The following is a 24327-nucleotide window of genomic DNA, read 5'->3' as shown; positions in this document are numbered from 1 at the left end:
GGCCAAGTATCGGGTAGTAAACCAGACATGGAGCCTGGCGTCTTACCCGATAACGCTGGTGGCGTGTCAGCTGGCGCTGGCGCTATCCGCGGCCTGTTCGCTGAGCTTGTCGGCCAGGCGAACGAAGGCTGCCAGGTCCAGTTGTTCCGGACGCAGGCTGCCATCGACGCCGGCGGCCTCGATCTCGGCGCTGCTGAGCAGGGCCTTGAGGGTATTGCGCAGGGTCTTGCGGCGCTGGTTGAAGGCTTCGCGGACGATGCGCTCCAGCAGGCGATGATCTTTGGCCGGATGCGGCAGCACGGTGTGTGGCACCAGTCGGACGATCGCCGAGTCGACTTTCGGTGGCGGATTGAACGCGCCAGGGCCAACATTGAACAGATGCTCCACGCGGCAGTGGTACTGGACCATGATCGACAGACGGCCCCAGTCACCACCGCCCGGGCCCGCGGCGAGGCGTTCGACCACTTCTTTCTGCAGCATGAAGTGCATGTCGCGGATCAGCCCGGCGTTTTGCAGCAGGTGAAAGATCAGCGGGGTGGAGATGTTGTAGGGCAGGTTGCCCACTACGCGCAGGCTGCCGGGGGCGGCATTCAGGCTGTTGAAGTCGAACTTCAGGGCGTCGCCCTGATGCAGGCTGAAATTGTCCCGGCCCGCGAACTGCTGGTTGAGGATTGGCACCAGGTCCTTGTCCAGTTCGACCACATCCAGTTGGGCGCCGCTGTTGAGCAGGCCCTCGGTCAGTGCGCCCTGGCCCGGGCCGATTTCCAGCATGCGATCGCCGGACTTGGCATTGATGGAGCGCAGGATGCGGTCGATCACGCCGGCGTCATGCAGGAAGTTCTGGCCGAAGCGCTTGCGCGCCCGGTGCTGGTATTGCTCGGTCATAAACGGGTCTCGGCCATCTGGTAGGCGGTTTCCAGGGCGACTTTCAGGCTGCCGGTATCGATCTTGCCACTGCCGGCCAGATCCAGGGCGGTGCCGTGGTCGACTGAAGTGCGGATAATCGGCAAGCCCAGCGTCACGTTGACCGCAGCGCCGAAACCTTTGTATTTCAGCACGGGCAGCCCCTGGTCATGGTACATCGCCAGCACTGCATCGCAGTGCTCCAGATATTTGGGGGTAAACAGAGTGTCGGCGGGCAGAGGGCCACGCAGGTCCATGCCTTCGTTGCGCAGACGCTCCAGGGTGGGTTCGATGATGTCGATTTCTTCATGGCCCAGGTGTCCGCCTTCGCCAGCATGCGGGTTGAGCCCGCATACCAGGATGCGTGGCCGAGCGATGCCGAATTTGTTGCGCAGGTCGGCATGCAGGATGCGTGTGACCCGTTCCAGGCGTTCCGGGGTTATGGCGTCGGCGATGTCCCGCAGGGGCAGATGAGTGGTCACCAGTGCCACGCGCAGGCCATGGGTGGCCAGCATCATTACGACTTGATCGGTATGCGTCAGGTCGGCCAGGAACTCGGTGTGGCCGGAAAAGGCGATGCCGGATTCGTTGATCACGCCTTTGTGCACCGGGGCAGTAATCATTCCGTCGAAATGCCCGTCCAGGCAGCCCTGGCCGGCCCGGGTCAGGGTTTCCAGGACGAACGCGGCGTTGGCCTTGTCCAACTGACCAGCGACGACCTTGGTCGCCAGCGGGGTATCCCAGACGTAGAGGCTTCCGGCAGCGGCAGGCTGGTTTGGCCAGCTGTCGGGGCCGACTGCAATCAGGTTGACGGCCACACCCAACTGCGCGGCCCGCTCGGTAAGCAGGTCGCGGCTGGTAATGGCGATCAGGGGGTGGGGCTGTTGTTGCGAGGCGAGGAACAGGCACAGGTCGGGGCCTATGCCGGCTGGCTCGCCGGGGGTGAGCGCGAAACGCTTGGGTTTCACTGTGCCGCCTGGTCGGCGCCAGGAAGTTTGATCTCGACGTAGGCTTCATCGCGAATCTGGCGCAGCCAGGTTTGCAGCTCTTCGTCGTATTTGCGATTGCGCAGCACGGTCATCGCTTGCTGTTCACGAGCCTGGGAGGTGCTGTCAGTGGCGCGGCGGCCAAGGACTTCCAGTACGTGCCAGCCATATGGGCTCTGGAACGGCTTGGACAGTTGACCTTGCGGGGTCTTGGCCATGACGTCGCGGAACTCGGGCACCAGGGCGTTCGGATCGATCCAGCTGAGGTCGCCACCGTTGAGGGCGGAACCCGGGTCTTCCGAATAGCTTTTCGCCAGCTCGGCAAAGTCTTCGCCGGCTTCGATACGCTCGTAGAGCTTCTGGGCCAGGCGTTTGGTTTCTGCTTCGCTGCGGATTTCGCTTGGCTTGATCAGGATATGACGGACATGCACTTCGTCGCGCACCTGATTGCCGCCACCACGTTTGTCCAGCAGCTTCAGGATGATGAAACCACCTGGAGTACGGGCTGGCTGGGTGATGTCGCCGACGGCCATGGCACTTAGCTCGCGATCGAACGGAGGAGGCAGTTGAGCGGCTTTACGCCAGCCCATATCACCGCCTTCCAGGGCGTTGTCGCTGCCCGAGCGGGCGATTGCCAGCTGGGCGAAGTCGGCGCCTTGCTTGAGCTGCTGATAGATCTCCATGGCCTGGCGAGCGGCGCTCTGAATGGCTTCGGAGTTGGCGCTTTCCGGAGTTGGAATCAGGATATTGGCCAGGTGCAGCTCTTCGGACAGTTGCATCTTGCCCAGGTCGGAGGCGAGGAAGTTTTTCACCTCTTGCTCGGACACCTGGATGCGTTCGGCGACGCGGCGCTGACGCACGCGGCTGATGATCATCTCGCGACGAATCTGCTCACGGGCGTCCTGATAGGACAGGCCATCGCGCGACAGGGCCGCACGGAATTGATCAGGCGTCATGTTGTTGCGCTGGGCAATGGTGCCGACGGCCTGGTTCAGTTCTTCATCGGTAATGCGAATGCCGGAGCGCTCGCCGATCTGCAGCTGCAGGTTTTCGACGATCAGGCGTTCCAGCACCTGCTGGTTCAGGACTTCGGCGGGTGGTGTGCCGCCGCCGCGCTTGGCGATGGTTTGCTGAACTTCGTGAACCCGTTGGTCCAGCTGGCTCTGCATGACCACGTCGTTATCGACGATGGCTACCACTTTGTCGATGGGTTGTACCGCGGCGCTCGCCGCGGTACCCAGGAACAGCGCGCCCAGCATCAGCGGGCGCAGACAATCAGAAAGCTTGGTCTTCACGTTCACGGTAACCTTGAATGCCTTTGTCGAGGAAGCTCTCTACCTTGGCGCCGGTGAGGCCGCCGAGTCCTTTCAGGACGATTTGGAGGAAGATGCCATGGTCGCCTTTCTCGTTCTGCGGGGCGTCCTGACTGGTTTCGTCATAGTCAACCCAGTAACGGTTGATCAGGCGCAGTTTCCAGCAGCAGTTGTCGTATTCGAAACCGCCGAAGGCATCGAGGGTACGATTGCGGTTGTAGTCATACTGCCAGCGGCTGATCAGGTTCAACTGCGGCACGATCGGCCAGATCACCGAGAAGTCGTGCTGCTTGATCTTGTAGTAGTCCTTCACGTAGTCAGGTTGTCCTGGAGTGCCATAGTCACCGCCACCCACCGACCATTTACCCGTGGACTGATCGTAACGAACCAGATCGTTGCGGTAACGGTAGCCAGCGTTGATGACCTTGTTCGGGTTATCTTCCGGCTGGTAGTGGAACATCGCGCTACCGGAGCGTGGGCTGCGGGTATCCGGATCCCAGTTGTAGTTGGCAGTGGTGCGCCAGTCGCGGTTCCAGCGATATTCGTATTCCAGGGCATAAGGCGAAACACTGGAGTGCGCGTCATCGCGGGTTTTTGCATCGATACCGGGCAATTGGACTTCGCGGTCCTTGAAGTAGAAAGCCTGGCCGACGCTGATGCGCTGACGTTCAAAGCCGTTTTCTTCAATCCAGCGGTTGGTGACGCCCAGCGACAGTTTGTTCTCGTCGCCTACACGGTCGGAGCCGGTGAAGCGGTTGTCACGAAACAGCGACGAGTAGTTGAAAGTGCTTTCGCCGGTGTCGAATACCGGAATGTCACTTTGGTCTTTCTCCGGTACATAGAGATAGTAGAGGCGTGGTTCCAGGGTCTGACGATAGTTATTGCCGAACCATTGGGTGTTGCGGTCGAAGTACAGGCCGCTGTCGATACTGGCGATTGGCACGCCGCGGTTCTGATTGCTGCTGTAAGTGCCATTCAGACGATCTTGTTCTGCGGTTTGTGCGGCAACCTGGCTCTTGCCGATGCTATCCAGATCCAGATCGTATTGGGTGTACTGGTACTTGAGGGACGGCTTCAGGAAACCATAGGTCCAATTAAGCGGTAGGCTTACCGACGGCGCAAGGTTCAGGCGATTGCCGTTCGCTCTAGCTAGTCCTACGACGTTAGTATCGAGTCGCGGCGCACCAACGCCATTCTCATCAAAGAACGTACCGTTCTGCAGGTCGCGATCAAAACGAACAATTTCAGTTTCATACGTGAAGTCCAACCCGCCCGGATGCTGCGGCAAGAAGCCATTCAAGGTGATTTGCGGCAGGCGGTTGTAAGGCGTGATGTTGGAAACCGTGGCCAGTTCATAAGCCTGGGCATTGAGTCGCGCGGTGTAGGTATCGCCGCGGTAGGTCACCGCACCCTGCTGGTTGATGTAGTCACGGCTTTCCACGCCGATCTGGTCGCTCTGCAGATCCTGGAAGTAGTACGGATCGCTGATCTTGGTGTAGTCGACCTCGGTCATTACCCGCGAATCGAGCCCGCCCTTGTGCTGCCAGTTGTACATGTAGCGGGTTTTTTCGTAGTCCGACTGCAGTTTGCGGTCATCGTTGTCGTCGTTGAGATACGCCGCACCGAACTGGCCTTCGCTGGACTTGGTCAGGTAGCGGAATTCGCCTTCCATCAACAGGCCGCGTTTGCTCATGTAGCGCGGATACAACGTGGCGTCGTAGTTCGGTGCCAGGTTGAAGTAGTACGGGGTGACCAGCATGAAGCCGGTATCGCTGCCGCTGCCGATGGTCGGCGGCAGGAAGCCGGACTGGCGACGGTCGTCGATCGGGAAGTAGATGTAAGGCGTATACAGGACTGGAATGTCCTTGACGCGCAGCGTCACGTTGGTCGCGGTACCGAAGCCGGTCGCCGGGTTCAGGGTGATGTTGTTGCCCTTGAGCTGCCAGGCGTTGCTGCTTGGTTCGCACGTGGTGTACGTACCGTCCTTGAGACGGATGATCGCGTTTTCGGCACGCTTGGCGTACAGCGCATTACCGCGGATGCGCGACTTGTGCATCACGTATTCGGCGTTGTCGACCTTGGCCTCACCGGTGTCCAACTGCACATCGGCATGGTCGCCGACCAGCAGGGCGCCGTTGTCGCGCAAGCGGACGTTGCCGCTCAGCTCGCCACGATTCTCGGCCTGGTACAGGTTGGCCTCGTCGGCCTCGACCTGCATGCTGCCCTGGCGCATGACCACATCACCGGCCAGGGTCGCGATCTGCTGCTCCTGCTGGTAACGCGAAGCCTTGGCGCCGATAAAGGTCGGGGCGTCACTTTTATTCGTCTTGTCATTCATGCCAGGACGAATGGGTTCGATATAGGCACCAGCACAGTAAGGGCCGGTCTCGGCCAATTGGGCGGCGGTGAGGTTCTCGCGCGGAACCCAGTCGAGGTGACTGTAGTCTTCGCTGCGGGACTTCAGGCCACGGCCCTTGGACTCGGTAACCAGCATCGGCTTGGCGCCGGTGTCTTCGCTGGTTTCGCTGCCTTCGGCCTGTGTGGCGGTGCTCGAACTGACCGCGCTGGCGTCATGCACGGGGCGCGGAGGCAGTTGGGCGGCACTGGTTTTCGGCGCGCAGTCCCAGCCACCCGAAGCAGAGACTGAGCAGTCATACTGTTCTGCGGCGACCACGAACGAAGTGGCTAGGGGCTGCAGGGCCAGCAGACTGCCGGTAACCAACAACGGAAATTTTTTACGAAACGCGGGGGATTTCAATGCCATCTTATTAGTCCGGGCTTCCTGCGTGCCATCTGCCCGCGGTGTGGGCCGCACGCCTCTCGATGGTCTGAAAAAGATGCTGGATAATAAAGCATGACCCGCTTGACGGCTAGCGCCGTCGGAGACCCTTGCAATGCCTGACCAAGATGTACGCTTGCAACACCTGAAAGTTTGGCTCGATGAGCAGTTGTCGATTGTTTATGCCTCTAACGGTTGGGGTCTCGTGCCCCCCGCCACGTTGACCGCGGCCAGCAGCGACGCGAGTTTCCGGCGGTATTTCCGCTGGGAAGGCGAGGGCCGCAGCTTTGTCGTGATGGACGCTCCGCCGCCACGGGAAAACTGCAAACCCTTCGTGGATATCGCTCATCTGTTGGCGAAATCCGGGATTAACGTGCCGAAAATTTATGCAGAGGATTTGCCGCGCGGCTTTCTTCTGCTCAACGATCTGGGCAACCAGACCTATCTGGACGTGATCGACGGCGAAAATGCCGACGCTCTGTTCAAGGATGCACTGCAAGCCTTGCTGGCTTTCCAGCAGCTGCCGATGGATGCGCCGCTGCCCAGTTATGACGTCGCCTTGCTGCGTCGTGAGCTGGAACTGTTTCCCGAGTGGTACGTGGGGCGCGAGCTGGGCCTTGAGTTGGATGAACGCCAGCGCGGCCAATGGCAGCGGGTCAGCGACCTGTTGATCGAAAGTGCCCTGGCCCAGCCCAAGGTGCTGGTGCACCGCGACTACATGCCGCGCAACCTGATGCTCAGCGAGCCCAACCCGGGCGTGCTGGATTTCCAGGATGCGGTCTACGGCCCGGTAACTTATGACGTCACGTGCCTGTTCAAGGACGCCTTTCTCAGCTGGCCCGAGGCGCGGGTGCGCGGTTGGCTGGAAGACTACTGGCGGCAAGCGTCCGGGCTCGGGATCGCGGTACAGCCCGATTTCGAGGATTTCCTGCGTGCCAGCGACCTGATGGGCGTACAGCGCCACCTCAAGGTGATCGGGATCTTTGCGCGCATCTGCCACCGCGATGGCAAGCCGCGCTACCTGGGCGACGTGCCGCGTTTCTTTGCTTATATAGAAGCCGTCCTGGCTCGTCGGCCGGAACTGGCGGAGTTGGGCGAGCTGTTGGCCAGCCTGCGGCAACCAGTCGGAGCCTGTGTATGAAGGCAATGATTCTGGCCGCGGGCAAGGGGGAACGGATGCGCCCCTTGACCCTGACCACGCCCAAACCATTGATTCGCGCCGCCGGTGTGCCGCTGATCGAGTATCACCTGCAGGCACTGGCCCGGGCGGGCTTTACCGAGATCGTCATCAACCACGCCTGGCTGGGACAGCAGATCGAGGATCACCTGGGCGATGGCTCGCGCTTTGGCTTGAGCATCCGCTATTCGCCCGAAGGCGAGCCGCTGGAAACCGGTGGCGGTATTTTCCGCGCCTTGCCATTGCTGGGCGATGAGCCCTTTCTGGTGGTCAATGGCGATGTCTGGACCGATTACGACTTCCGCTTGTTGAAGCGTCCGCTGGATACGCTGGCGCATCTGGTGCTGGTGGAAAACCCGACTCACCACACCGCCGGGGACTTCATCCTCAGCGATACCCAGGTGCGGGACGCCGAGCCGGGTGCACAGACCCTGACCTACAGCGGCATCGCCGTGCTGCATCCGCTGCTGTTCAAGGGTTGCACGCCGGGGGCCTTCAAGCTGGCGCCTTTGCTACGCAAGGCGATGGCTGATGGACAGGTCAGCGGCGAGCGTTTGCAGGGCCACTGGGTCGATGTCGGCACCCATGAGCGCCTGGCTGAAGTCGAAACCTTGCTAGAAGCGAGTCGCTGATATGTTGTGGCCAGGGACTCTGATCGGAGCCGGGGCTGGCTTTGCCATAGCCAGTATTCCGGGGGCCATGCTGGGAGCGTTGCTGGGGCAGGCGCTGGACCGGCGCCTGCAGCTGCATAACTGGGCCCAGGTGCGAGAGCGCCTGGGCGGCCGGCCGGCGCTGCGCAACGATGAACTGCTGTTTGTGCTGCTGGGGCGGCTGGCGAAAAGCGATGGCCGGGTGGTCGATGGGCATATCCAGCAGGCACGCCTGGAAATGCGCTCGCTGGACATGAGCGAGGCCGCCCAGCGCCGCGCCATTGCCGCCTTCAATCGCGGCAAGTCGGGCAACGACCGCTTGCGCGGCTATCTGCGACGCCTGGCGGCGCAGCCGCATGCCGCCGAAGGGGTATTGCGCGCGTGCTGGCGAATGGTCTGGGCCGATGGCCGGGCCAGCACCGCCGAGCGGGAGTTGCTCCAGCTCTGGGGCAAGTGGCTGGGCTGGACCCCACAGCAGGTGCAAGCGTTGGCGGCAGACTATGAGCCGAGCAAAAAGCCGTTGGCCAACAGCAGTGGCACCTACCAGGAGGCGTTGCGCCTGCTCGGTGTCTCGGCGACCAGCGAGCCCTCGCAGATCAAGCGCGCCTATCGGCGCCTGCTCAGCCGCCATCATCCGGACAAGATCGCCGGCAGCGGCGCAAGCCCGTTGCAAGTGCGTGAAGCCACGGAGAGAACCCGCGAGTTGCACAGCGCTTACGCACTGATTCGCGAGCGTCGGGACTTTCGTTAGTCAAGAGTCGTTAATCAAGAGTCGCTGGCAGGACCCGTTAACAGGCTTCGTTAGCGGGCTTCGCTGAAGAACAAGGTACCCCGCGCCTGGCCCCAAACCCTGTCAAAACAGGAACGGGGCCGGGTGCGACGGGTTCAGTCTTGTGTCGGTTGCGGGCTCAGCCAGCCGCGTACGCGTCTGAACAGCTGTTCGTTTTCAGCCGCGCTGTTTCCCGGCAGGGCGTTGAGCGATATCTGGGTGAAGTGGGCATTCTTCAGGCGCTTGCTCGCCTGCAAACGCTCCAGTGCACTCTTGCGAGCTTGGGCGGTGTCCTTGTAGAAAAAGTCCGCAGTCGCCAGCTTCAGGGTCGGGGTCAGTTCCGCCAGCCCGGGTTTGCCGATGGACGGAGTCTGGGCCGCCACCAGCACCAGCTTTTGAATCTCCGGCGGTTGTTTTTCGCTCAGGTAGCGCGTGGCCCAGTAGGCGCCGCTGCCATGGCCGAGCAACACAATGCTGCGGGCGTTCTGCTGCTGGGTGTAGGTTACCGCGGCATCGATACGGGCAAAGATTCGCTCGGCATCGGCCTTGGCCTGTTCTTCGCTACTTTCGACCACCGCGCGATCGGCAATCTCGGCTTCGCCTCCGGCGGCCTGTTCGATCGGCTTGGGTGCTGCCGTGGCCGCATCTTTGCTGCTAGTGTCGGTGGTCGCGGGCGCCGGCTCGGCCTCGACGACGCGGGGCTGCGCCGCCTCGCTCCGCAGGTCGGGCAAGGTCAGGCTCAGGCTGCTCCAGTCGGCATCCGGCAATCTGTTGCGCAAAGGGCCGATTGCTTGAGGCCAGTCAGCGGTTTCGCCTGCGCCGGGGATGATAATCACCGCGCCCTGGGGATCGCTGGTGTTGGCCGGTTTCCACAAGGCCAGAAAGCTCTCGCTGCCGGCCTGCAGTGATTGTTGTTCGCCGGCTGGCAGGACACGTTCGAGGGCCGCGGCGTCTTCCTGGCTACGCTCAAGGAGCGGCTGGCGCTCAGGCGGTTTTTCCGCGGCAGCCTGTTCTGCCGGGGCGGGTTGCGGATCGGCGGCCTCGACCGAAAAAGCACAAGGCAGGATCAGCGACAGGCACAATGCGGGCAGTGCCGAGCGGTGGACAAGGGGCATCGGTTTTTCCAGGCCAGAATTAATCCCGGCAGCCTAATGGGTTGGTCAGTATTTGTCAGTGTGCGAGATTTTCAGATGATGCGTTTTCGCTGCCTGCTGGTTATCGGCTGTATCTGCCTTCCCTTGATGGCCTGGGCAGTACCTGCGCCGCATATCGCCCAGACGCCGTTCAGCCCTGCCCAGCAGCAGTGGCTGGAGCAGCACCGGGAGTTGCGGGTCGGCGTGGTGCTCCAGGCTCCTTACGCCCAGTACGACCGGCGGTTGCAGCGGTTGTCCGGGGCCAATGTCGAATTGATGCAATGGCTGGCCCGGGCGATGAAGGTCGAGCTGAGCTGGCGCAACTTTACCGATCAGACGCAGCTGGAAGCGGCGGTGCGCGCCGGTGAGGTCGACATGGCCCCAGGCCTGAGCCAGACCCCGGCCGGCCTGCGGCTCTGGCAGTTTTCCGATCCTTATATGCGCGTCCCGCAGCTGGTGGTCGGCGAGCAGAAAGGCGCCGGCGCGGTGGAACTGGAAAAGCTCGACAGCCAGACCCGCGTTGCGGTGCGCATGCCCAGTGCGGTGGCGGATTACCTGCGTGCGACCTATTCCAACCTCAACTTGCAGGGCGTGCCCCAGGAGCGCCAGGCCTTGCAACTGTTGCTCAGTCAGCAGGCGCGTTATGCAGTGATCGACGCGGCGCAGCTCAGCCGTCTGTCAGCAGAGCCGGAATTTGCCGGCCTGACGGTGGTGGGCGATATCGGCCTGCCACAGCTGCTGCGGGTGGCAACCCGGCGCGACTGGCCCGAGTTGGCGGATATCGTGCAGCGCGCCTTGCACGGTATCGCCGCCAAGGACCTGGAGCAGCTGCACAATCGCTGGCTACAGCCCAAGTATCCGCGGCTGAGCGAGTCCCGCGGTTTCTGGCAGAACCTCAGCCTGCTGCTGGCCGTGCTGCTGTTGGCGAGCATGGCCATTGTGATCTGGCAGCGGCGCCAGCAGCAGGCGCTCGAGCAGCGGCTGCTGACGACCCGCGAGGACCTGGCACGACGCGAGGCCAGTGAGGAGGCCTTGCGCCTGACCCAGTTTTCCATCGACCAGAGCACGGTCGGCATCCTCTGGGTCAATTGGGACAGCCATGTGCGCTACGCCAACCGCGCGGCCGAGAACATGCTGGGCTATGCGCCGGGGGCGGTGGTCGATCGGCCGTTGAGCGACTTCGAACCCAACCTGCACATGGACCGTTGGCTGGGCCTGTGGAAGCGGGCCCGGGCCAGCGAGGATGCGCCTCCGACGTTCGAGACCCAGTGCGTCCGCGCCGACGGCAGCATCCTGCCGGCCGATGTGTCGCTGAGCTTTCTGCGCTTTCGCGATGGCGAATACCTGGTGGTCTATCTCAATGACGTCACCGAGCGCCGGCGCGCCCTGGCGGCCCTGCAGGAAAGCGAAGCGCGGTTGCAGGGGATCGCGGCGAATGTCCCGGGGCTGGTGTTCCGCCTGGAGCGGGCGCCGGTGACCGGGCAGATCGATTTCGCCTATATCAGCGAAGGCAGCGAGAGCCTGGTGGGGTATTCCCCGGCGACCCTCAGCCATCGCGACATCGGGCTGCGCAGCCTGGTGCACCCCGAAGACAAGGCCAGTTACCACCAGACCCAGGACCATGCCCTGGACACCGACAGCGATTGGTCTTGGCAGGGGCGGATCCTGACCCGTCAGGGCGAGCAGCGTTGGGCGGAAATCAAGGCCATCACCCGCCAGCTCGACGACGGCGCCTATGTCTGGGACGGCATCGTCTGGGATATCAGCGAAAGCAAGCGCATCGAGCTGGAGCTGGCCAGCTCGCGGGAGCAGTTGCGCGAGCTGTCGGCGCACCTGGAAAGCGTGCGCGAGGAAGAAAAGGCCCGCATCGCCCGCGAAGTGCACGACGAGCTGGGGCAGATGCTCACGGTGCTCAAACTGGAAACCTCGATGTGCGAATTGGCGTATGCACAGCTCGACCCGGGGCTGCACGAACGCTTGAACAGCATGAAGCGCCTGATTGCCCAGCTGTTCCAGCTGGTGCGGGATGTGGCCACGGCCTTGCGCCCGCCGATTCTCGATGCCGGGATCGCGTCGGCCATCGAATGGCAGGCGCGGCGCTTCGAAGCGCGCACGCAGATTCCCTGCCTGGTGCAAGTGCCCGATAACCTGCCGGTGCTCAGCGACGCCATGGCCATCGGTCTGTTCCGCATCCTCCAGGAGGCGCTGACCAACGTGATGCGCCATGCGCAGGCGCATACTGTCGAACTGACCCTGAGCCTCGAGCGCGACCAGCTGTGCATGACCATCAGCGACGATGGCCAGGGGTTTGTAGTCGAGACCGGACGGCCGACTTCCTTCGGGCTGGTGGGCATGCGCGAGCGGGTGTTGATCATGGGCGGCAGCCTGACGCTGGACAGTCAGCTGGGCGAGGGCACCACCCTGAGCGTGACGGTTCCGCTGGACCTGTAGCGTGAGCCGACTCGCCACTGCAGAGATATCACTCATAACAAGAGGTACGAGCTGTGATCCGTGTACTGGTAGCCGAAGACCACACCATCGTTCGCGAAGGCATCAAGCAATTGATCGGCCTGGCCAAGGACCTGACGGTGGCGGGGGAGGCGAGTAATGGCGAGCAGTTGCTGGAAACCCTGCGCCATGTGCCTTGCGAGGTGGTGCTGCTGGATATCTCCATGCCTGGCGTCAACGGCCTGGAGGCGATTCCGCGGATCCGCGCGCTGAACAATCCGCCGGCGATCCTGGTGCTGTCGATGCACGACGAGGCGCAGATGGCGGCCCGTGCCCTGAAGGTGGGCGCCGCCGGTTATGCCACCAAGGACAGCGACCCCGCATTGCTGCTGACGGCGATCCGCAAGGTGGCGGCGGGCGGGCGTTATATCGACCCGGAGCTGGCCGACCGGATGGTCTTCGAGGTCGGCCTGACGGATACCCGGCCCCTGCATTCGCTGCTGTCGGAACGTGAGTTTTCCGTGTTCGAACGCCTGGCCCAGGGCGCCAACGTCAACGACATCGCCCAGCAGCTGGCCCTGAGCAGCAAGACCATCAGTACCCACAAGGCGCGGCTGATGCAGAAACTCAACATCACGTCCCTGGCCGAACTGGTGAAGTACGCGATGGAGCACAAGCTGCTCTGAATGGACCTGTAGCCGCTGCCGCAGGCTGCGATCGACAGCGCAGCTGTCGCTAAACCTGGTCCTGAGGATTTCCAGCTCAATCGAGCTGCCTGGATCACGAGTGCTTCGCCCTCGATCGCAGCCTGCGGCAGCGGCTACATACCCATTTGCGACACGAAAACCGGCTTATGGCCATGATCTTCGCCGGGCTTCTGTCAGGACTTATCCAATCGCGCCATCCTTGTAGGGCGATCCCTACAAGGAACCTTCCATCCGACTGAGGCCAATCTCTCATACCCCCCGATTTGCGCGGCTTGTGGCCTCCACTAGGCTTAGTCCACAGCCGTCAAAAAACAAAAGGTGTGGGTATGAGCGAGGTCGATTCAAGCGCTGGGGCGAACGATGTACTGGTCAGTTTCCGTGGTGTGCAAAAGAGCTACGACGGCGAAAACCTGATCGTCAAAGACCTCAACCTGGACATTCGCAAAGGCGAATTCCTTACCCTGCTCGGGCCGTCCGGCTCCGGCAAGACCACCAGCCTGATGATGCTGGCCGGCTTCGAAACCCCGACTGCCGGGGAAATCCAGCTGGCCGGGCGGGCGATCAACAACGTGCCGCCGCACAAGCGCGACATCGGCATGGTGTTCCAGAACTATGCATTGTTCCCGCACATGACCGTGGCCGAGAACCTGGCGTTCCCGCTGTCGGTGCGCGGCTTGAGCAAGACCGATATCAGCGAGCGGGTCAAACGCGTGCTGAGCATGGTCCAGCTCGAATCCTTCGCCCAGCGTTATCCGGCGCAACTGTCCGGTGGCCAGCAGCAGCGGGTGGCGCTGGCCCGGGCATTGGTATTCGAGCCGCAGCTGGTGCTGATGGACGAACCCCTCGGCGCGCTGGACAAACAGCTGCGCGAGCACATGCAGATGGAAATCAAGCACTTGCACCAACGCCTCGGCGTGACCGTGGTCTACGTGACTCACGACCAGGGCGAAGCCCTGACCATGTCTGACCGGGTCGCGGTGTTCCACCAGGGCGAAATCCAGCAGATCGCCCCGCCACGAACCCTTTACGAAGAACCGAAGAACACCTTCGTCGCCAACTTCATCGGCGAGAACAACCGTCTCAACGGCCGCCTGCACAGCCATAGCGGCGATCGCTGCGTGGTCGAGCTGGGGCGCGGCGAGAAGGTCGAGGCGCTGGCGGTCAATGTCGGCAAGACCGGCGAGCCGGTGACCCTGTCGATTCGTCCGGAACGCGTGAGCCTCAACGGCTCCAGCGAAAGTTGTGTCAACCGCTTCTCAGGGAGGGTGGCGGAATTCATCTATCTGGGCGACCACGTCCGGGTTCGCCTGGAAGTCTGTGGCAAGACCGACTTCTTCGTGAAACAGCCGATTGCCGAGCTCGATCCGGAGCTGGCGGTGGGCGATGTGGTTCCGCTTGGCTGGCAGGTCGAGCACGTTCGCGCGCTCGACCCACTTCTAGAGGCGCATTGATCGCCCCCTTGCTTCACCAACCCTGCACGTGGAGAGAACAATAAATGTTGAGATCCTTGAAATTCACCGCTCCTCTTAGCGCTATCGCTGTGGCATTAGGCTTGATGGGCGCATCGCACGCGATGGCGGCGGGCCCGGACCTGACCGTGGTGTCCTTTGGCGGGGCGAACAAGGCGGCCCAGGTCAAAGCCTTCTACGCACCGTGGGAAGCGGCGGGCAACGGCAAGATCATCGCTGGCGAATACAACGGCGAGATGGCCAAGGTCAAAGCCATGGTCGACACCAAGAGCGTGTCCTGGGACCTGGTGGAAGTCGAGTCGCCGGAGCTGTCCCGCGGTTGTGACGAAGACATGTTCGAGCAACTCGATCCCGAGCTGTTCGGCAACCCAGATGATTACGTCAAGGGCGCGATCCAGCCTTGCGGCGTGGGCTTCTTCGTTTGGTCGACCGTCCTGGCCTATAACGCCGACAAGCTGAAAACCGCGCCGACCAGCTGGGCGGATTTCTGGGACACCAAGAAATTCCCGGGCAAGCGTGGCCTGCGCAAAGGCGCCAAGTACACCCTGGAATTCGCCCTGATGGCGGACGGCGTGGCGCCCAAGGATGTGTACAAGGTGCTGGCCGGCAAGGACGGCCAGGATCGCGCCTTCAAGAAGCTCGACGAACTCAAGCCAAGCATCCAGTGGTGGGAAGCCGGCGCCCAGCCGCCGCAGTATCTGGCTAGTGGCGACGTGGTCATGAGCTCGGCTTACAACGGCCGGATCGCCGCGGTACAGAAGGAAAGCAACCTGAAGGTCGTGTGGAACGGCGGTATCTACGACTTCGATGCCTGGGCCATTCCGAAGGGCCTGGACAAGACCCGCGCCGAAGCGGCAAAGAAATTCATCGCCTTCACCGTGCAGCCGCAGCAGCAGAAGACCTACTCGGAAAACATTGCCTACGGTCCGGCCAATACCCAGGCCGTTCCGCTGCTGGCCAAGGACATCCTGAAAGACATGCCGACCACCCCGGAAAACATCGCCAACCAGGTGCAGATCGACGTCAGCTTCTGGGCTGACAACGGCGAGCAGCTGGAGCAGCGTTTCAATTCGTGGGCGGCCAAGTAAGGCGTCATGCATCGGCGGCGTCACCTGCGGGTGACGCCGCTACCGTTTAAAGATTTGCGGAGTTCGTCATGGCCATTAGCGTTCCCCTGAACGAGGTCACCAGCCCCAGCCTCAAGCAGCGCCTGGCGCGTGCCGAGCGGGTCAACCGCTGGAAGGCACAAGCGCTGATCGCGCCTCTGGTGCTGTTCCTGCTGTTGGTGTTTCTCGTGCCTATCGCAGCGCTGCTGTACAAGAGCGTCGGTAACCCGGAGGTGGTCGAAGGCATGCCGCGCACCGTGGTCGCCATCGCCGGTTGGGACGGACGCGGTCTGCCTGCCGAGCCGGTGTACAAGGCGCTGAGCGAAGACCTGGCCGAAGCGCGCAAGCAGCAAACCTTGGGCGATCTGTCCAAGCGACTGAACATGGAGTTGGCCGGCTATCGCAGCCTGCTGACCAAAACCGCCCGTGCCCTGCCATTCAAGGAGCAGCCGGCCTCTTATAAAGAAGCGCTGGAAGCCATCGACGAGCGTTGGGGCGACCCCGCCTACTGGCAGGCGGTACGCCGCAACACCAGCAACCTGACCCCGTTCTACCTGCTGGCCGCGGTCGACCATCGGATCGACGACCTCGGGGAAATCGCCCCGGCGACCCCTGACCAGGCCATCTACCTGGATATCTTCGCCCGGACATTCTGGATGGGCCTGGTGATTACCGCGATCTGCCTGGTGCTGGCCTATCCCCTGGCCTACCTGCTGGCCAACCTGCCGGCCCGCCAGAGCAACCTGTTGATGATTCTGGTGCTGCTGCCGTTCTGGACCTCGATCCTGGTGCGCGTGGCAGCGTGGATCGTGCTGCTGCAATCGGGTGGCCTGATCAACAGCGCGCTGATGGCCATGGGCGTGATCGACAAGCCGCTGGAGCTGGTGTTCAACCGCACCGGGGTCTACATCTCGATGGTGCATATCCTGCTGCCGTTCATGATCCTGCCGATCTACAGCGTGATGAAAAACATCTCGCCGACCTATATGCGCGCGGCGATTTCCCTGGGCTGCCATCCGTTCGCCAGTTTCTGGCGGGTGTATTTCCCGCAGACCTATGCCGGTGTCGGCGCCGGTTGCCTGTTGGTGTTCATTCTCGCCATCGGCTACTACATCACCCCGGCGCTGCTGGGCAGCCCGAACGATCAGATGGTCAGCTACTTCGTCGCCTTCTACACCAACACCAGCATCAACTGGGGCATGGCGACCGCGCTGGGCGGCCTGCTGCTGTTGGCGACCATCGTGCTGTATCTGATTTACAGCTGGCTGGTGGGCGCCAGCCGCCTGCGCCTGAGCTAAGGAGAGAATCGAAATGCTGAGCCCTTACATGTCGCCCGTCGAGCGGGTCTGGTTCTACAGCTTGCGGATTCTCTGCGGCTTGATCCTGTTGTTCCTGATCCTGCCGGTGCTGGTGATCGTTCCGCTGTCGTTCAACTCGGGCAGCTTCCTGGTGTATCCGCTGCAGGGCTTCTCGCTGCAGTGGTATCACGACTTCTTCGCCTCGGCGGAATGGATGCGCGCCCTGAAGAACAGCATCATCGTCGCCCCGGCGGCCACCGTGCTGGCGATGGTCTTCGGCACGCTGGCGGCCATCGGCCTGACCCGTGGCGACTTTCCCGGCAAGGCGCTGGTGATGGCGCTGGTGATTTCGCCGATGGTGGTGCCGGTGGTGATCATCGGCGTGGCCAGCTACCTGTTCTTCGCGCCCCTGGGCATGGGTAACAGCTTCTTCTCGCTGATCGTCGTCCACGCCGTGCTGGGCGTGCCGTTCGTGATTATCACGGTCTCGGCCACCTTGCAGGGGTTCAACCATAATCTGGTGCGAGCGGCGGCCAGCCTGGGCGCTTCGCCGCTGACGACGTTCCGTCGGGTGACCCTGCCGTTGATCGCCCCTGGGGTCATCAGCGGGGCGTTGTTCGCCTTTGCCACCTCGTTCGATGAAGTCGTGGTCACGCTGTTCCTCGCCGGCCCCGAGCAAGCCACCTTGCCCCGCCAGATGTTCAGCGGCATCCGCGAAAACCTCAGCCCGACCATCGCCGCCGCGGCGACGCTGCTGATCGCCTTCTCGGTGATTCTGCTGCTGACCCTGGAATGGCTGCGTGGCCGCAGCGAAAAACTGCGTACCGCGCCGGTCTGATCGCCACGTTCGGAGCGCTCCCGCGCCAGCTGCGGGAGCGCTTCGTCGCGGTATTCATCGCTCAAATAGCAGACAACACCCAATCCCCAGCTACTCTTGTGCCAGCTCTCACCTTTATAAGAGGCCGCGCACATGAGTCTTTCCTCTTTCAAGATCGCCCACAAACTGCTCACCGGTTCTGCCGCCATCGAGCAACTGTCCGCCGAACTGAGCCGCCTGGATATCGATAACCCGCTGATCGTCACCGATGCCGCGCTGGTCAAGTCCGGCACCGTGGAGCTGGCGCTGGCGCAACTGGGCGGGCGCGACTACGAGATTTTCGACCGGGTGCTGCCTGACCCGGAAATCGCCATCGTCGAAGACTGCATGCAGGTTTACCGTGAAGGCGGGCACGACGGGTTGATCGGCCTGGGTGGCGGCAGCGCCATCGACATCGCCAAAAGCGTCGCGGCCTATGCCGGTTATCACGGGGCGCTGGAAGACCTGTTCGGGATCGACCAGGTGCCGCGCAAGGGGCCGCCGCTGATTGCCATTCCGACCACGGCGGGCACCGGCTCCGAAGTCACCAATGTGGCGATTCTCTCGGACAAGGTCGCGCAGCTGAAAAAGGGCATTGTCAGCGACTACCTGTTGCCCGATGTGGCGCTGGTCAGCCCGCAGATGACCCTGACCTGCCCGCGCAGCGTGACGGCCGCCAGTGGTGTCGATGCCCTGGTGCACGCCATCGAGTCGTATCTGTCGCTCAATGCCTCGCCCATCACCGATTCGCTGGCCATCGGCGCGATCAGGCTGATTACCCAGGCGCTGCCCAAGGCCTATGCCAACCCCGCGCACCTGCAGGCCCGCGAAGACATGGCCACCGCCAGCCTGATGGCCGGCATGGCCTTCGGCAATGCCGGGGTCGGCGCGGTGCACGCTTTGGCCTATCCGCTGGGCGGGCGTTTCAACATCGCCCATGGCGTCAGCAATGCCTTGCTGCTGCCGTACGTCATGACCTGGAACAAGATGGCCTGTGTCGAGCGGATGCGCGATATAGCCGAGGCCATGGGGGTCAAGACCGCTCATCTGAGCGCGTCCGAGGCCGCCGACAAGGCCGTCGAGGCCATGAGCCAACTCTGCGCCGCGGTGGAGATTCCAGCGGGGCTACGCAGTGTCGGGGTGCCGGAGGAGGCCATTCCGTCCATGGCCGTGGAGGCTGCGGGGATCGAGCGCCTGATGCGCAACAACCCGCGCAAACTGAGCCCTGGCGATATTGAGAAGATCTATCGCGCGGCGTACTGATCATCGCGGTCACGGTGCGCGCGCCAAAGCATGAGGTATACAATGCGCGCCACCGTGATTCCGCTCAAAAAGGTGCGTCATGCAGCCCTTCGCAATTGCTCCGTCGATCCTCTCCGCCGATTTCGCCCGCCTGGGCGAGGAAGTGGACAATGTTCTCGCCGCTGGCGCCGATATCGTGCACTTCGATGTCATGGACAACCATTACGTGCCGAACCTGACCATCGGTCCGATGGTCTGTGCCGCCCTGCGTAAGTACGGCATCACCGCGCCAATCGACGCCCACCTGATGGTGAGCCCGGTAGACCGCATCATCGGCGACTTCATCGAGGCCGGCGCAACCTACATCACCTTCCACCCGGAAGCCACGCTGCACGTCGATCGTTCCCTGCAAATGATCCGCGAAGGCGGCTGCAAGGCTGGCCTGGTGTTCAACCCGGCCACTCCGCTGGATGTGCTCAAGTACGTCATGGACAAGGTCGACATGGTCCTGCTGATGAGCGTCAACCCGGGCTTTGGCGGCCAGAAGTTCATCCCTGGCACCCTCGACAAGCTGCGTGAGGCCCGTGCCCTGATCGACGCTTCCGGTCGCGATATCCGCCTGGAAATAGACGGTGGCGTGAATGTGAACAACATCCGCGAAATCGCCGCGGCGGGCGCCGATACCTTCGTCGCGGGCTCGGCGATCTTCAATGCGCCGAACTACAAGGACGTGATCGAGAAGATGCGTTCCGAACTGGCGCTGGCTCGTCCATGAGCGGTTTTGAGCAGCTGTTCCCGGGGCGTCTGCCGCGGCTGGTGATGTTCGACCTGGATGGCACCCTGGTCGATTCGGTTCCCGACCTCGCCGCGGCCGTGGACAATATGCTGCTCAAGCTGGGGCGCCCGCCCGCCGGTATCGAGGCGGTGCGCGAATGGGTCGGCAATGGCGCGCCGATGCTGGTGCGCCGGGCCCTGGCCAACGACATCGCGGCGCAGGGCGTCGACGATGTCGAGGCCGAACATGCCCTGCAACTGTTCAACAGCGCTTATGAAGATGGCCACGAACTGACCGTGGTCTACCCCGGCGTGCGTGACACCCTCAAGTGGCTGCGCAAGCAGGGCGTCGAAATGGCGCTGATCACCAACAAGCCGGAGCGTTTCGTCGCTCCCTTGCTGGATCAAATGAAGATCGGCCGTTATTTCCGCTGGATCATCGGCGGCGATACCCTGCCGCAGAAGAAGCCCGACCCGGCCGCGCTGTTCTTCGTGATGAAAATGGCCAGTATCCCGGCCTCGCAATCGCTGTTTGTCGGTGACTCGCGCAGCGACGTGCAAGCGGCAAAAGCCGCGGGCGTGAAGTGCGTGGCATTGAGCTATGGCTACAATCACGGACGGCCGATTGCCGAGGAATTGCCGGCCCTGGTGATCGACGATCTGCGTCAGTTAATTCCCGGTTGCCTGGATCCGGCCGCTGAGATAACGTTGCCCGACGCTGTTCAACCCCCTCCTGGAAACGCCATCGTGGTGGTCACTCGCAAACTCTGGATGAAAGTCATCAAGGCCCTGGCCCGCTGGCGTTGGCGCGCCTGACTTGTTCCCTCGCCGGTCCCCCGGCGCGTTTGCATACCTGACTGTCAGAACCTCAAGCCACGAGGCACCCCATGATCCGCGAAGAATTCCTGCGTTTGGCCGCTGCCGGCTACAACCGCATCCCGCTTGCCTGCGAAACCCTGGCCGACTTCGACACGCCGCTGTCGATCTACCTGAAACTGGCTGACCAGCCCAACTCCTATCTGCTGGAGTCGGTGCAGGGCGGCGAGAAGTGGGGCCGTTATTCGATCATCGGCTTGCCCTGCCGCACCGTGCTGCGGGTGCACGATCATCACGTCAGCATCACCGTCGATGGCGTCGAGACCGAAAGCCATGACGTGGAAGACCCGCTGACTTTCGTCGAATCCTTCAAGGCCCGCTACAACGTGCCGACCATTGCCGGCCTGCCGCGTTTCAACGGTGGCCTGGTCGGTTACTTCGGCTACGACTGTGTGCGTTACGTGGAAAAGCGCCTGGGCAAATGCCCGAACCCGGATCCGATCGGTGTGCCGGACATTCTGCTGATGGTCTCCGACGCCGTGGTGGTGTTCGATAACCTCGCCGGCAAGATGCACGCCATCGTTCTCGCCGACCCGTCCCGGGACGACGCCTTCGAGCAAGGCCAGGCGCGCCTGCAGGCGTTGCTGGAAAAGCTGCGCCAGCCCATCGCCCCGCGTCCCGGCCTGGACTTCAGCAAGCAGCAGGCGAGCGACCTGGCGTTCCGCTCCAGCTTCACCCAGGGCGACTACGAGCGTGCCGTCGATACCATCAAGGAGTACATCCTGGCGGGCGACTGCATGCAGGTGGTGCCGTCGCAACGCATGTCCATCGATTTCAAGGCGGCGCCGATCGACCTGTATCGCGCGCTGCGTTGCTTCAACCCGACGCCTTACATGTATTTCTTCAACTTCGGCGACTTCCATGTGGTCGGTAGTTCGCCGGAAGTGCTGGTGCGGGTCGAAGACAACCTGATCACCGTTCGCCCGATCGCCGGTACCCGCCCGCGTGGCGCCAACGAAGAGGCGGATCTGGCGCTGGAAGTGGACCTGCTGTCGGATGAAAAGGAAATCGCCGAGCACCTGATGCTGATCGACCTGGGGCGCAACGACACCGGGCGGGTTTCCGAAATCGGTTCGGTAAAGCTCACCGAGAAGATGGTGATCGAGCGTTATTCCAACGTGATGCACATCGTTTCCAACGTCACTGGCCAATTGAAGGCCGGGCTGACCGCGATGGACGCGCTGCGGGCGATTCTGCCGGCGGGCACCTTGTCTGGCGCGCCGAAGATCCGCGCGATGGAAATCATCGACGAGCTGGAGCCGGTCAAGCGTGGCGTGTATGGCGGGGCGGTGGGTTACTTCGCCTGGAACGGCAACATGGACACGGCCATCGCCATTCGTACCGCGGTGATCAAGGACGGCGAGCTGCATGTGCAAGCCGGTGGCGGCATCGTCGCCGATTCGGTGCCGGTGCTGGAATGGGAAGAAACCCTGAACAAGCGTCGCGCCATGTTCCGCGCGGTGGCCCTGGCCGAGCAGACGCCCGATAGCTGAGTGGACTGCGGCCCATAAAAAACGCTGCCTCCTCGCCGGGGGGCAGCGTTTTTTATGGCCTGCGGTTTAGAAGTCGAGGCTGACCCCGACGTTGATGCCTTGCTGGGTAAAGTCATCGTCCTTGCGAATGTTGTAGCTGGCGCGCAGGGCCAGGTCCTGGGTGAGCTTGTGGCTGACGCCGAGGTTCAGGCGGTTGAGGTTGGTCTGTGGGGTGTAGCCTTCCAGAGTGTAGTGGTTATCCGGCAGGCTGTTGAGGGCCATGGTCAGCGTCTGGGTATCGTCCTCGTATTCCTTTTCGTGGGCGATCTCGCCGAATACCTGGGTTTGCCGGGTGATCTGGTATTTGCCCTGCAAACCGATGCCCAGGCGCCGTGAGGTGCGCTTCTGGTCGTCGAAGGTCAGTGCGGTGGAGTCGTTGCTGTCCTCGGAATAGCCATCGACCTTGACCCGCGCATAGTCGGCGCTGATGAATGGCGACAGGTGCCACGGGCTGCTGGCCTGCTGCGCGATGTCGTAGCCCAGGCGAGCGCTGAAGGCCAGGACGTCGCCGCTGGTGTCGCCTTTTTCCCCACGCTCGTTGGCGCCCAGGTCGAACTTGCGCTTGAGGTTGTCGTAATCCAGGTGCCCGGCGGTAGCCGCGGCGTCGGCCCACCAGCGGTTTTGCTGGTACTGGACGAAGGCGGTGCCCAGGTAGGTGTTGAGCTTGTAGTCCGAATCGTTACTGCCCGCTTCGAGCTTCTGCTGATAGGCGCCGGCCAGCACGCCGACTCGCCAGGCCTCGTCGAGCCGGTAGCTGCCGCCGATATTCAGGTTGAAACCGTTGCCGTCGGCACTGGCGCCGCTGCGCTGGCTGTCGAAGTCCTGATGCTGGCCGCCCGCGGCGACAATCGCCCGCCATTGGCCAACGCCCTGCCAGTTTTCCCAGTCGGCTTGCCATTGGTTGCGCAGCTCATCCTGATGCGCACGCAGGGTGCCGTGGGCCATTTCCGGTAGCAGGGTTATTTCCCAGGGGGCCGCCAGCAAGGAGTAGGCGTAATCGGCGATCAGCCGTTGCCCGGCTTCGGTGGGGTGGACCGAGTCGTTGTAGATCAGCTTGCTCGGATCCGGTGTGGCGCTGTTAATGCCGTAGCGGGCGTTTTCCGTGCATCCGTTGCCGCTGAAACAGGTGGCGGTGAGGTTTTGATCGGTGGCCAGGCCGAACTGCGCCGGGTTGGCGAAGCTTTCCTTCAACAGCACCGGAATATTGAGGGGAATGACTTCGGCATCGACCGTTTGCAGCTGTCGAACCAGTTCTGAGTTGAATTGGGCGCTGAGCTGGGAGGTGAACGCCTGCAGCGGGCTGCCGTTGATCGCCGGCGTCAGGCCGATATCCGGCAACAGCCAGACCATGATGTAGCGAGCACCGGCCTGTTGCAGGGTTTGCACGCTGTCCACCAGCCGGCCGGCGGCAGCATTGGCCTGGTCAAGGCTGGTGACGCGGCCCTGGAGGAAGTCGTTGCCGCCGCCCGACAGGTAATACAAGGCATTCGGGTCGGCGCGGAAATCGTTGGCCACCAGATAGCCGGGGCGGCTACGGCTGCCGGCGGTCGACGTGGTGGTAATCGAGTCGAGAATCTGGTCGGTGCGATAACCGCCAACTGCCCAGTTGTTGCCATCGGGCAGGCCTTCGCTGGCGCGGGTTGCCGAGGTGGATGCGGCGAGCTGGTCGTCGGAAAACCCCAGCCTGGCGCCCAGCAATTGCGTGGAGTTGGCGGAGCGGACTTCGCCGCTGCCATCCAGGTAGACTGGCCCGGTGCGGTTGGTGAAACGCTGGGTCGCTCCCGCGGGGCCGCCGGGATCGGCGAACTGCCCGGCATCATTGAGGCTGTCGCCGAACACGATAAAGCTGGAGTAGGGGGAGGAGGCTGCGATCGCTTGAGCGCAGGCCAGGGACAAAAGACTGCTGGCGAGCGGTACGAACAACGTCTTTTTGATCATGAGCAAGTTCGCTTTATTTATTGTTGTAGAGAACGAAATGACAGTACCAAAAACTTTTGCGTTTTAGCTATGGCTAAAGGCTATGTCGCTTGTTTGTATGGGGGGCGGTCGCGCCATATTGCACCCTCTGCTCAGCTAAGTTACTGTGCCCGAACGTATGAATGAGACCTTCCCCGTGTTGATCGTCAGCAAACTCTTGATGCGAGTTGTTAAGGCACACGCCCGTTGGCGTTGGCGCGCCTAACTTTTCTCTGCCGGCCCGGCCGGACCTGTACCGCTTTGCCTTCTTTACCCCTGTTCGATGCCGCTTGTGCTGGTTGAGTGATTGCAACCTCCGGCGGGCCTACCAGCGGGCAATCCATTGAAGGCTG

The 24327-nt window shown here is 62.4% G+C and carries 19 protein-coding genes; 13 read left to right on the top strand and 6 right to left on the bottom strand.

The window, feature by feature from the left end:
- Window positions 1-66 precede the first annotated feature (66 nt).
- Genes rsmA through BLV20_RS19280 form a run of 4 tightly spaced genes read right to left on the bottom strand, consistent with a single transcriptional unit; the run spans window position 67 to window position 5966 of the window.
- Window positions 67-885, bottom strand: a complete 819-nt coding sequence (gene rsmA / locus BLV20_RS19295; protein WP_092304091.1) for a 16S rRNA (adenine(1518)-N(6)/adenine(1519)-N(6))-dimethyltransferase RsmA — start codon at window positions 883-885, stop codon at window positions 67-69.
- A complete protein-coding gene (gene pdxA / locus BLV20_RS19290; RefSeq protein WP_092304090.1) occupies window positions 882-1871 on the bottom strand; it encodes a 4-hydroxythreonine-4-phosphate dehydrogenase PdxA in 990 nt (329 codons plus the stop codon). Before pdxA ends, rsmA begins: the two co-directional genes overlap by 4 nt.
- Window positions 1868-3184, bottom strand: coding sequence for a peptidylprolyl isomerase SurA (surA, locus tag BLV20_RS19285; RefSeq protein ID WP_139192717.1), 1317 nt, complete (start codon window positions 3182-3184; stop codon window positions 1868-1870). The genes pdxA and surA overlap by 4 nt, the downstream gene beginning before the upstream one ends.
- Window positions 3165-5966 carry an LPS-assembly protein LptD gene (locus BLV20_RS19280; protein WP_092304088.1) on the bottom strand — a complete coding sequence of 934 codons (2802 nt, stop codon included), beginning with the start codon at window positions 5964-5966 and terminating at the stop codon, window positions 3165-3167. The genes surA and BLV20_RS19280 overlap by 20 nt, the downstream gene beginning before the upstream one ends.
- Before the next feature lie 130 nt (window positions 5967-6096).
- On the opposite strand from BLV20_RS19280, the gene BLV20_RS19275 reads away from it, so the two are divergent.
- From BLV20_RS19275 to BLV20_RS19265, 3 genes are read left to right on the top strand one after another with little or no spacing between them, the layout of a single operon-like run.
- The gene (locus tag BLV20_RS19275) at window positions 6097-7122 is read left to right on the top strand and encodes an aminoglycoside phosphotransferase family protein (RefSeq protein ID WP_092304087.1); all 1026 of its coding nucleotides are present in this window, start codon (window positions 6097-6099) and stop codon (window positions 7120-7122) included.
- A complete protein-coding gene (gene murU, locus BLV20_RS19270) occupies window positions 7119-7790 on the top strand; it encodes an N-acetylmuramate alpha-1-phosphate uridylyltransferase MurU (RefSeq protein ID WP_092304086.1) in 672 nt (223 codons plus the stop codon). Before BLV20_RS19275 ends, murU begins: the two co-directional genes overlap by 4 nt.
- 1 nt (window position 7791) lies before the next feature.
- Window positions 7792-8559, top strand: a complete 768-nt coding sequence (locus BLV20_RS19265; RefSeq protein WP_092304085.1) for a TerB family tellurite resistance protein — start codon at window positions 7792-7794, stop codon at window positions 8557-8559.
- Window positions 8560-8693: 134 nt separating this feature from the next.
- Here the strand turns inward: BLV20_RS19265 and BLV20_RS19260 are convergent, their stop codons facing one another.
- On the bottom strand, window positions 8694-9692 hold the full coding sequence (locus BLV20_RS19260; protein WP_092304084.1) for an alpha/beta hydrolase family protein: 999 nt from the start codon (window positions 9690-9692) through the stop codon (window positions 8694-8696).
- A 75-nt stretch (window positions 9693-9767) separates the two neighbouring features.
- Here BLV20_RS19260 and BLV20_RS19255 point away from each other — a divergent pair, with 75 nt between their 5' ends.
- The 10 genes from BLV20_RS19255 (at window position 9768) to trpE (ending at window position 21979) form a co-directional block, all read left to right on the top strand.
- Window positions 9768-12161, top strand: a complete 2394-nt coding sequence (locus tag BLV20_RS19255) for a PAS domain-containing sensor histidine kinase (protein WP_092304083.1) — start codon at window positions 9768-9770, stop codon at window positions 12159-12161.
- Between the two features lie 53 nt (window positions 12162-12214).
- Window positions 12215-12844, top strand: coding sequence for a response regulator (locus BLV20_RS19250; RefSeq protein ID WP_025807370.1), 630 nt, complete (start codon window positions 12215-12217; stop codon window positions 12842-12844).
- A 347-nt stretch (window positions 12845-13191) separates the two neighbouring features.
- The gene (locus BLV20_RS19245) at window positions 13192-14316 is read left to right on the top strand and encodes an ABC transporter ATP-binding protein (RefSeq protein WP_092304082.1); all 1125 of its coding nucleotides are present in this window, start codon (window positions 13192-13194) and stop codon (window positions 14314-14316) included.
- Between the two features lie 44 nt (window positions 14317-14360).
- A complete protein-coding gene (locus BLV20_RS19240; protein ID WP_092304081.1) occupies window positions 14361-15422 on the top strand; it encodes an ABC transporter substrate-binding protein in 1062 nt (353 codons plus the stop codon).
- Window positions 15423-15490: 68 nt separating this feature from the next.
- Window positions 15491-16738, top strand: coding sequence for an ABC transporter permease (locus BLV20_RS19235; protein ID WP_092304080.1), 1248 nt, complete (start codon window positions 15491-15493; stop codon window positions 16736-16738).
- 13 nt (window positions 16739-16751) lie between these two features.
- Window positions 16752-17576, top strand: a complete 825-nt coding sequence (locus tag BLV20_RS19230; protein WP_092304079.1) for an ABC transporter permease — start codon at window positions 16752-16754, stop codon at window positions 17574-17576.
- A 132-nt stretch (window positions 17577-17708) separates the two neighbouring features.
- The gene (locus tag BLV20_RS19225) at window positions 17709-18857 is read left to right on the top strand and encodes an iron-containing alcohol dehydrogenase (protein WP_092304078.1); all 1149 of its coding nucleotides are present in this window, start codon (window positions 17709-17711) and stop codon (window positions 18855-18857) included.
- 79 nt (window positions 18858-18936) lie between these two features.
- Window positions 18937-19611, top strand: coding sequence for a ribulose-phosphate 3-epimerase (gene rpe / locus BLV20_RS19220; protein WP_092304077.1), 675 nt, complete (start codon window positions 18937-18939; stop codon window positions 19609-19611).
- Window positions 19608-20426, top strand: coding sequence for a phosphoglycolate phosphatase (locus BLV20_RS19215; RefSeq protein ID WP_092304076.1), 819 nt, complete (start codon window positions 19608-19610; stop codon window positions 20424-20426). Before rpe ends, BLV20_RS19215 begins: the two co-directional genes overlap by 4 nt.
- Before the next feature lie 71 nt (window positions 20427-20497).
- A complete protein-coding gene (gene trpE, locus BLV20_RS19210; protein ID WP_092304075.1) occupies window positions 20498-21979 on the top strand; it encodes an anthranilate synthase component I in 1482 nt (493 codons plus the stop codon).
- A 66-nt stretch (window positions 21980-22045) separates the two neighbouring features.
- Here trpE and estP read toward each other — a convergent pair whose 3' ends face one another.
- On the bottom strand, window positions 22046-23956 hold the full coding sequence (estP, locus tag BLV20_RS19205) for an esterase EstP (protein WP_092304074.1): 1911 nt from the start codon (window positions 23954-23956) through the stop codon (window positions 22046-22048).
- Between the last annotated feature and the right edge of the window lie 371 nt (window positions 23957-24327).

The organism is Pseudomonas sp. NFIX28 (genome assembly GCF_900107395.1).
Lineage (GTDB): Bacteria > Pseudomonadota > Gammaproteobacteria > Pseudomonadales > Pseudomonadaceae > Aquipseudomonas.
This window is presented reverse-complemented; position numbering and strand designations above follow the sequence as displayed.

Bases quoted from the DNA above. Each gene is read 5' to 3' on its own strand.
- rsmA (WP_092304091.1), bottom strand. From the start codon at position 885: ATGACCGAGCAATACCAGCACCGGGCGCGCAAGCGCTTCGGCCAGAAC.
- BLV20_RS19280 (WP_092304088.1), bottom strand. From the start codon at position 5,966: ATGGCATTGAAATCCCCCGCGTTTCGTAAAAAATTTCCGTTGTTGGTT.
- BLV20_RS19275 (WP_092304087.1), top strand. From the start codon at position 6,097: ATGCCTGACCAAGATGTACGCTTGCAACACCTGAAAGTTTGGCTCGAT.
- murU (WP_092304086.1), top strand. From the start codon at position 7,119: ATGAAGGCAATGATTCTGGCCGCGGGCAAGGGGGAACGGATGCGCCCC.
- BLV20_RS19265 (WP_092304085.1), top strand. From the start codon at position 7,792: ATGTTGTGGCCAGGGACTCTGATCGGAGCCGGGGCTGGCTTTGCCATA.
- BLV20_RS19260 (WP_092304084.1), bottom strand. From the start codon at position 9,692: ATGCCCCTTGTCCACCGCTCGGCACTGCCCGCATTGTGCCTGTCGCTG.
- BLV20_RS19255 (WP_092304083.1), top strand. From the start codon at position 9,768: ATGATGCGTTTTCGCTGCCTGCTGGTTATCGGCTGTATCTGCCTTCCC.
- BLV20_RS19245 (WP_092304082.1), top strand. From the start codon at position 13,192: ATGAGCGAGGTCGATTCAAGCGCTGGGGCGAACGATGTACTGGTCAGT.
- BLV20_RS19240 (WP_092304081.1), top strand. From the start codon at position 14,361: ATGTTGAGATCCTTGAAATTCACCGCTCCTCTTAGCGCTATCGCTGTG.
- BLV20_RS19235 (WP_092304080.1), top strand. From the start codon at position 15,491: ATGGCCATTAGCGTTCCCCTGAACGAGGTCACCAGCCCCAGCCTCAAG.
- BLV20_RS19230 (WP_092304079.1), top strand. From the start codon at position 16,752: ATGCTGAGCCCTTACATGTCGCCCGTCGAGCGGGTCTGGTTCTACAGC.
- BLV20_RS19225 (WP_092304078.1), top strand. From the start codon at position 17,709: ATGAGTCTTTCCTCTTTCAAGATCGCCCACAAACTGCTCACCGGTTCT.
- rpe (WP_092304077.1), top strand. From the start codon at position 18,937: ATGCAGCCCTTCGCAATTGCTCCGTCGATCCTCTCCGCCGATTTCGCC.
- BLV20_RS19215 (WP_092304076.1), top strand. From the start codon at position 19,608: ATGAGCGGTTTTGAGCAGCTGTTCCCGGGGCGTCTGCCGCGGCTGGTG.
- trpE (WP_092304075.1), top strand. From the start codon at position 20,498: ATGATCCGCGAAGAATTCCTGCGTTTGGCCGCTGCCGGCTACAACCGC.
- estP (WP_092304074.1), bottom strand. From the start codon at position 23,956: ATGATCAAAAAGACGTTGTTCGTACCGCTCGCCAGCAGTCTTTTGTCC.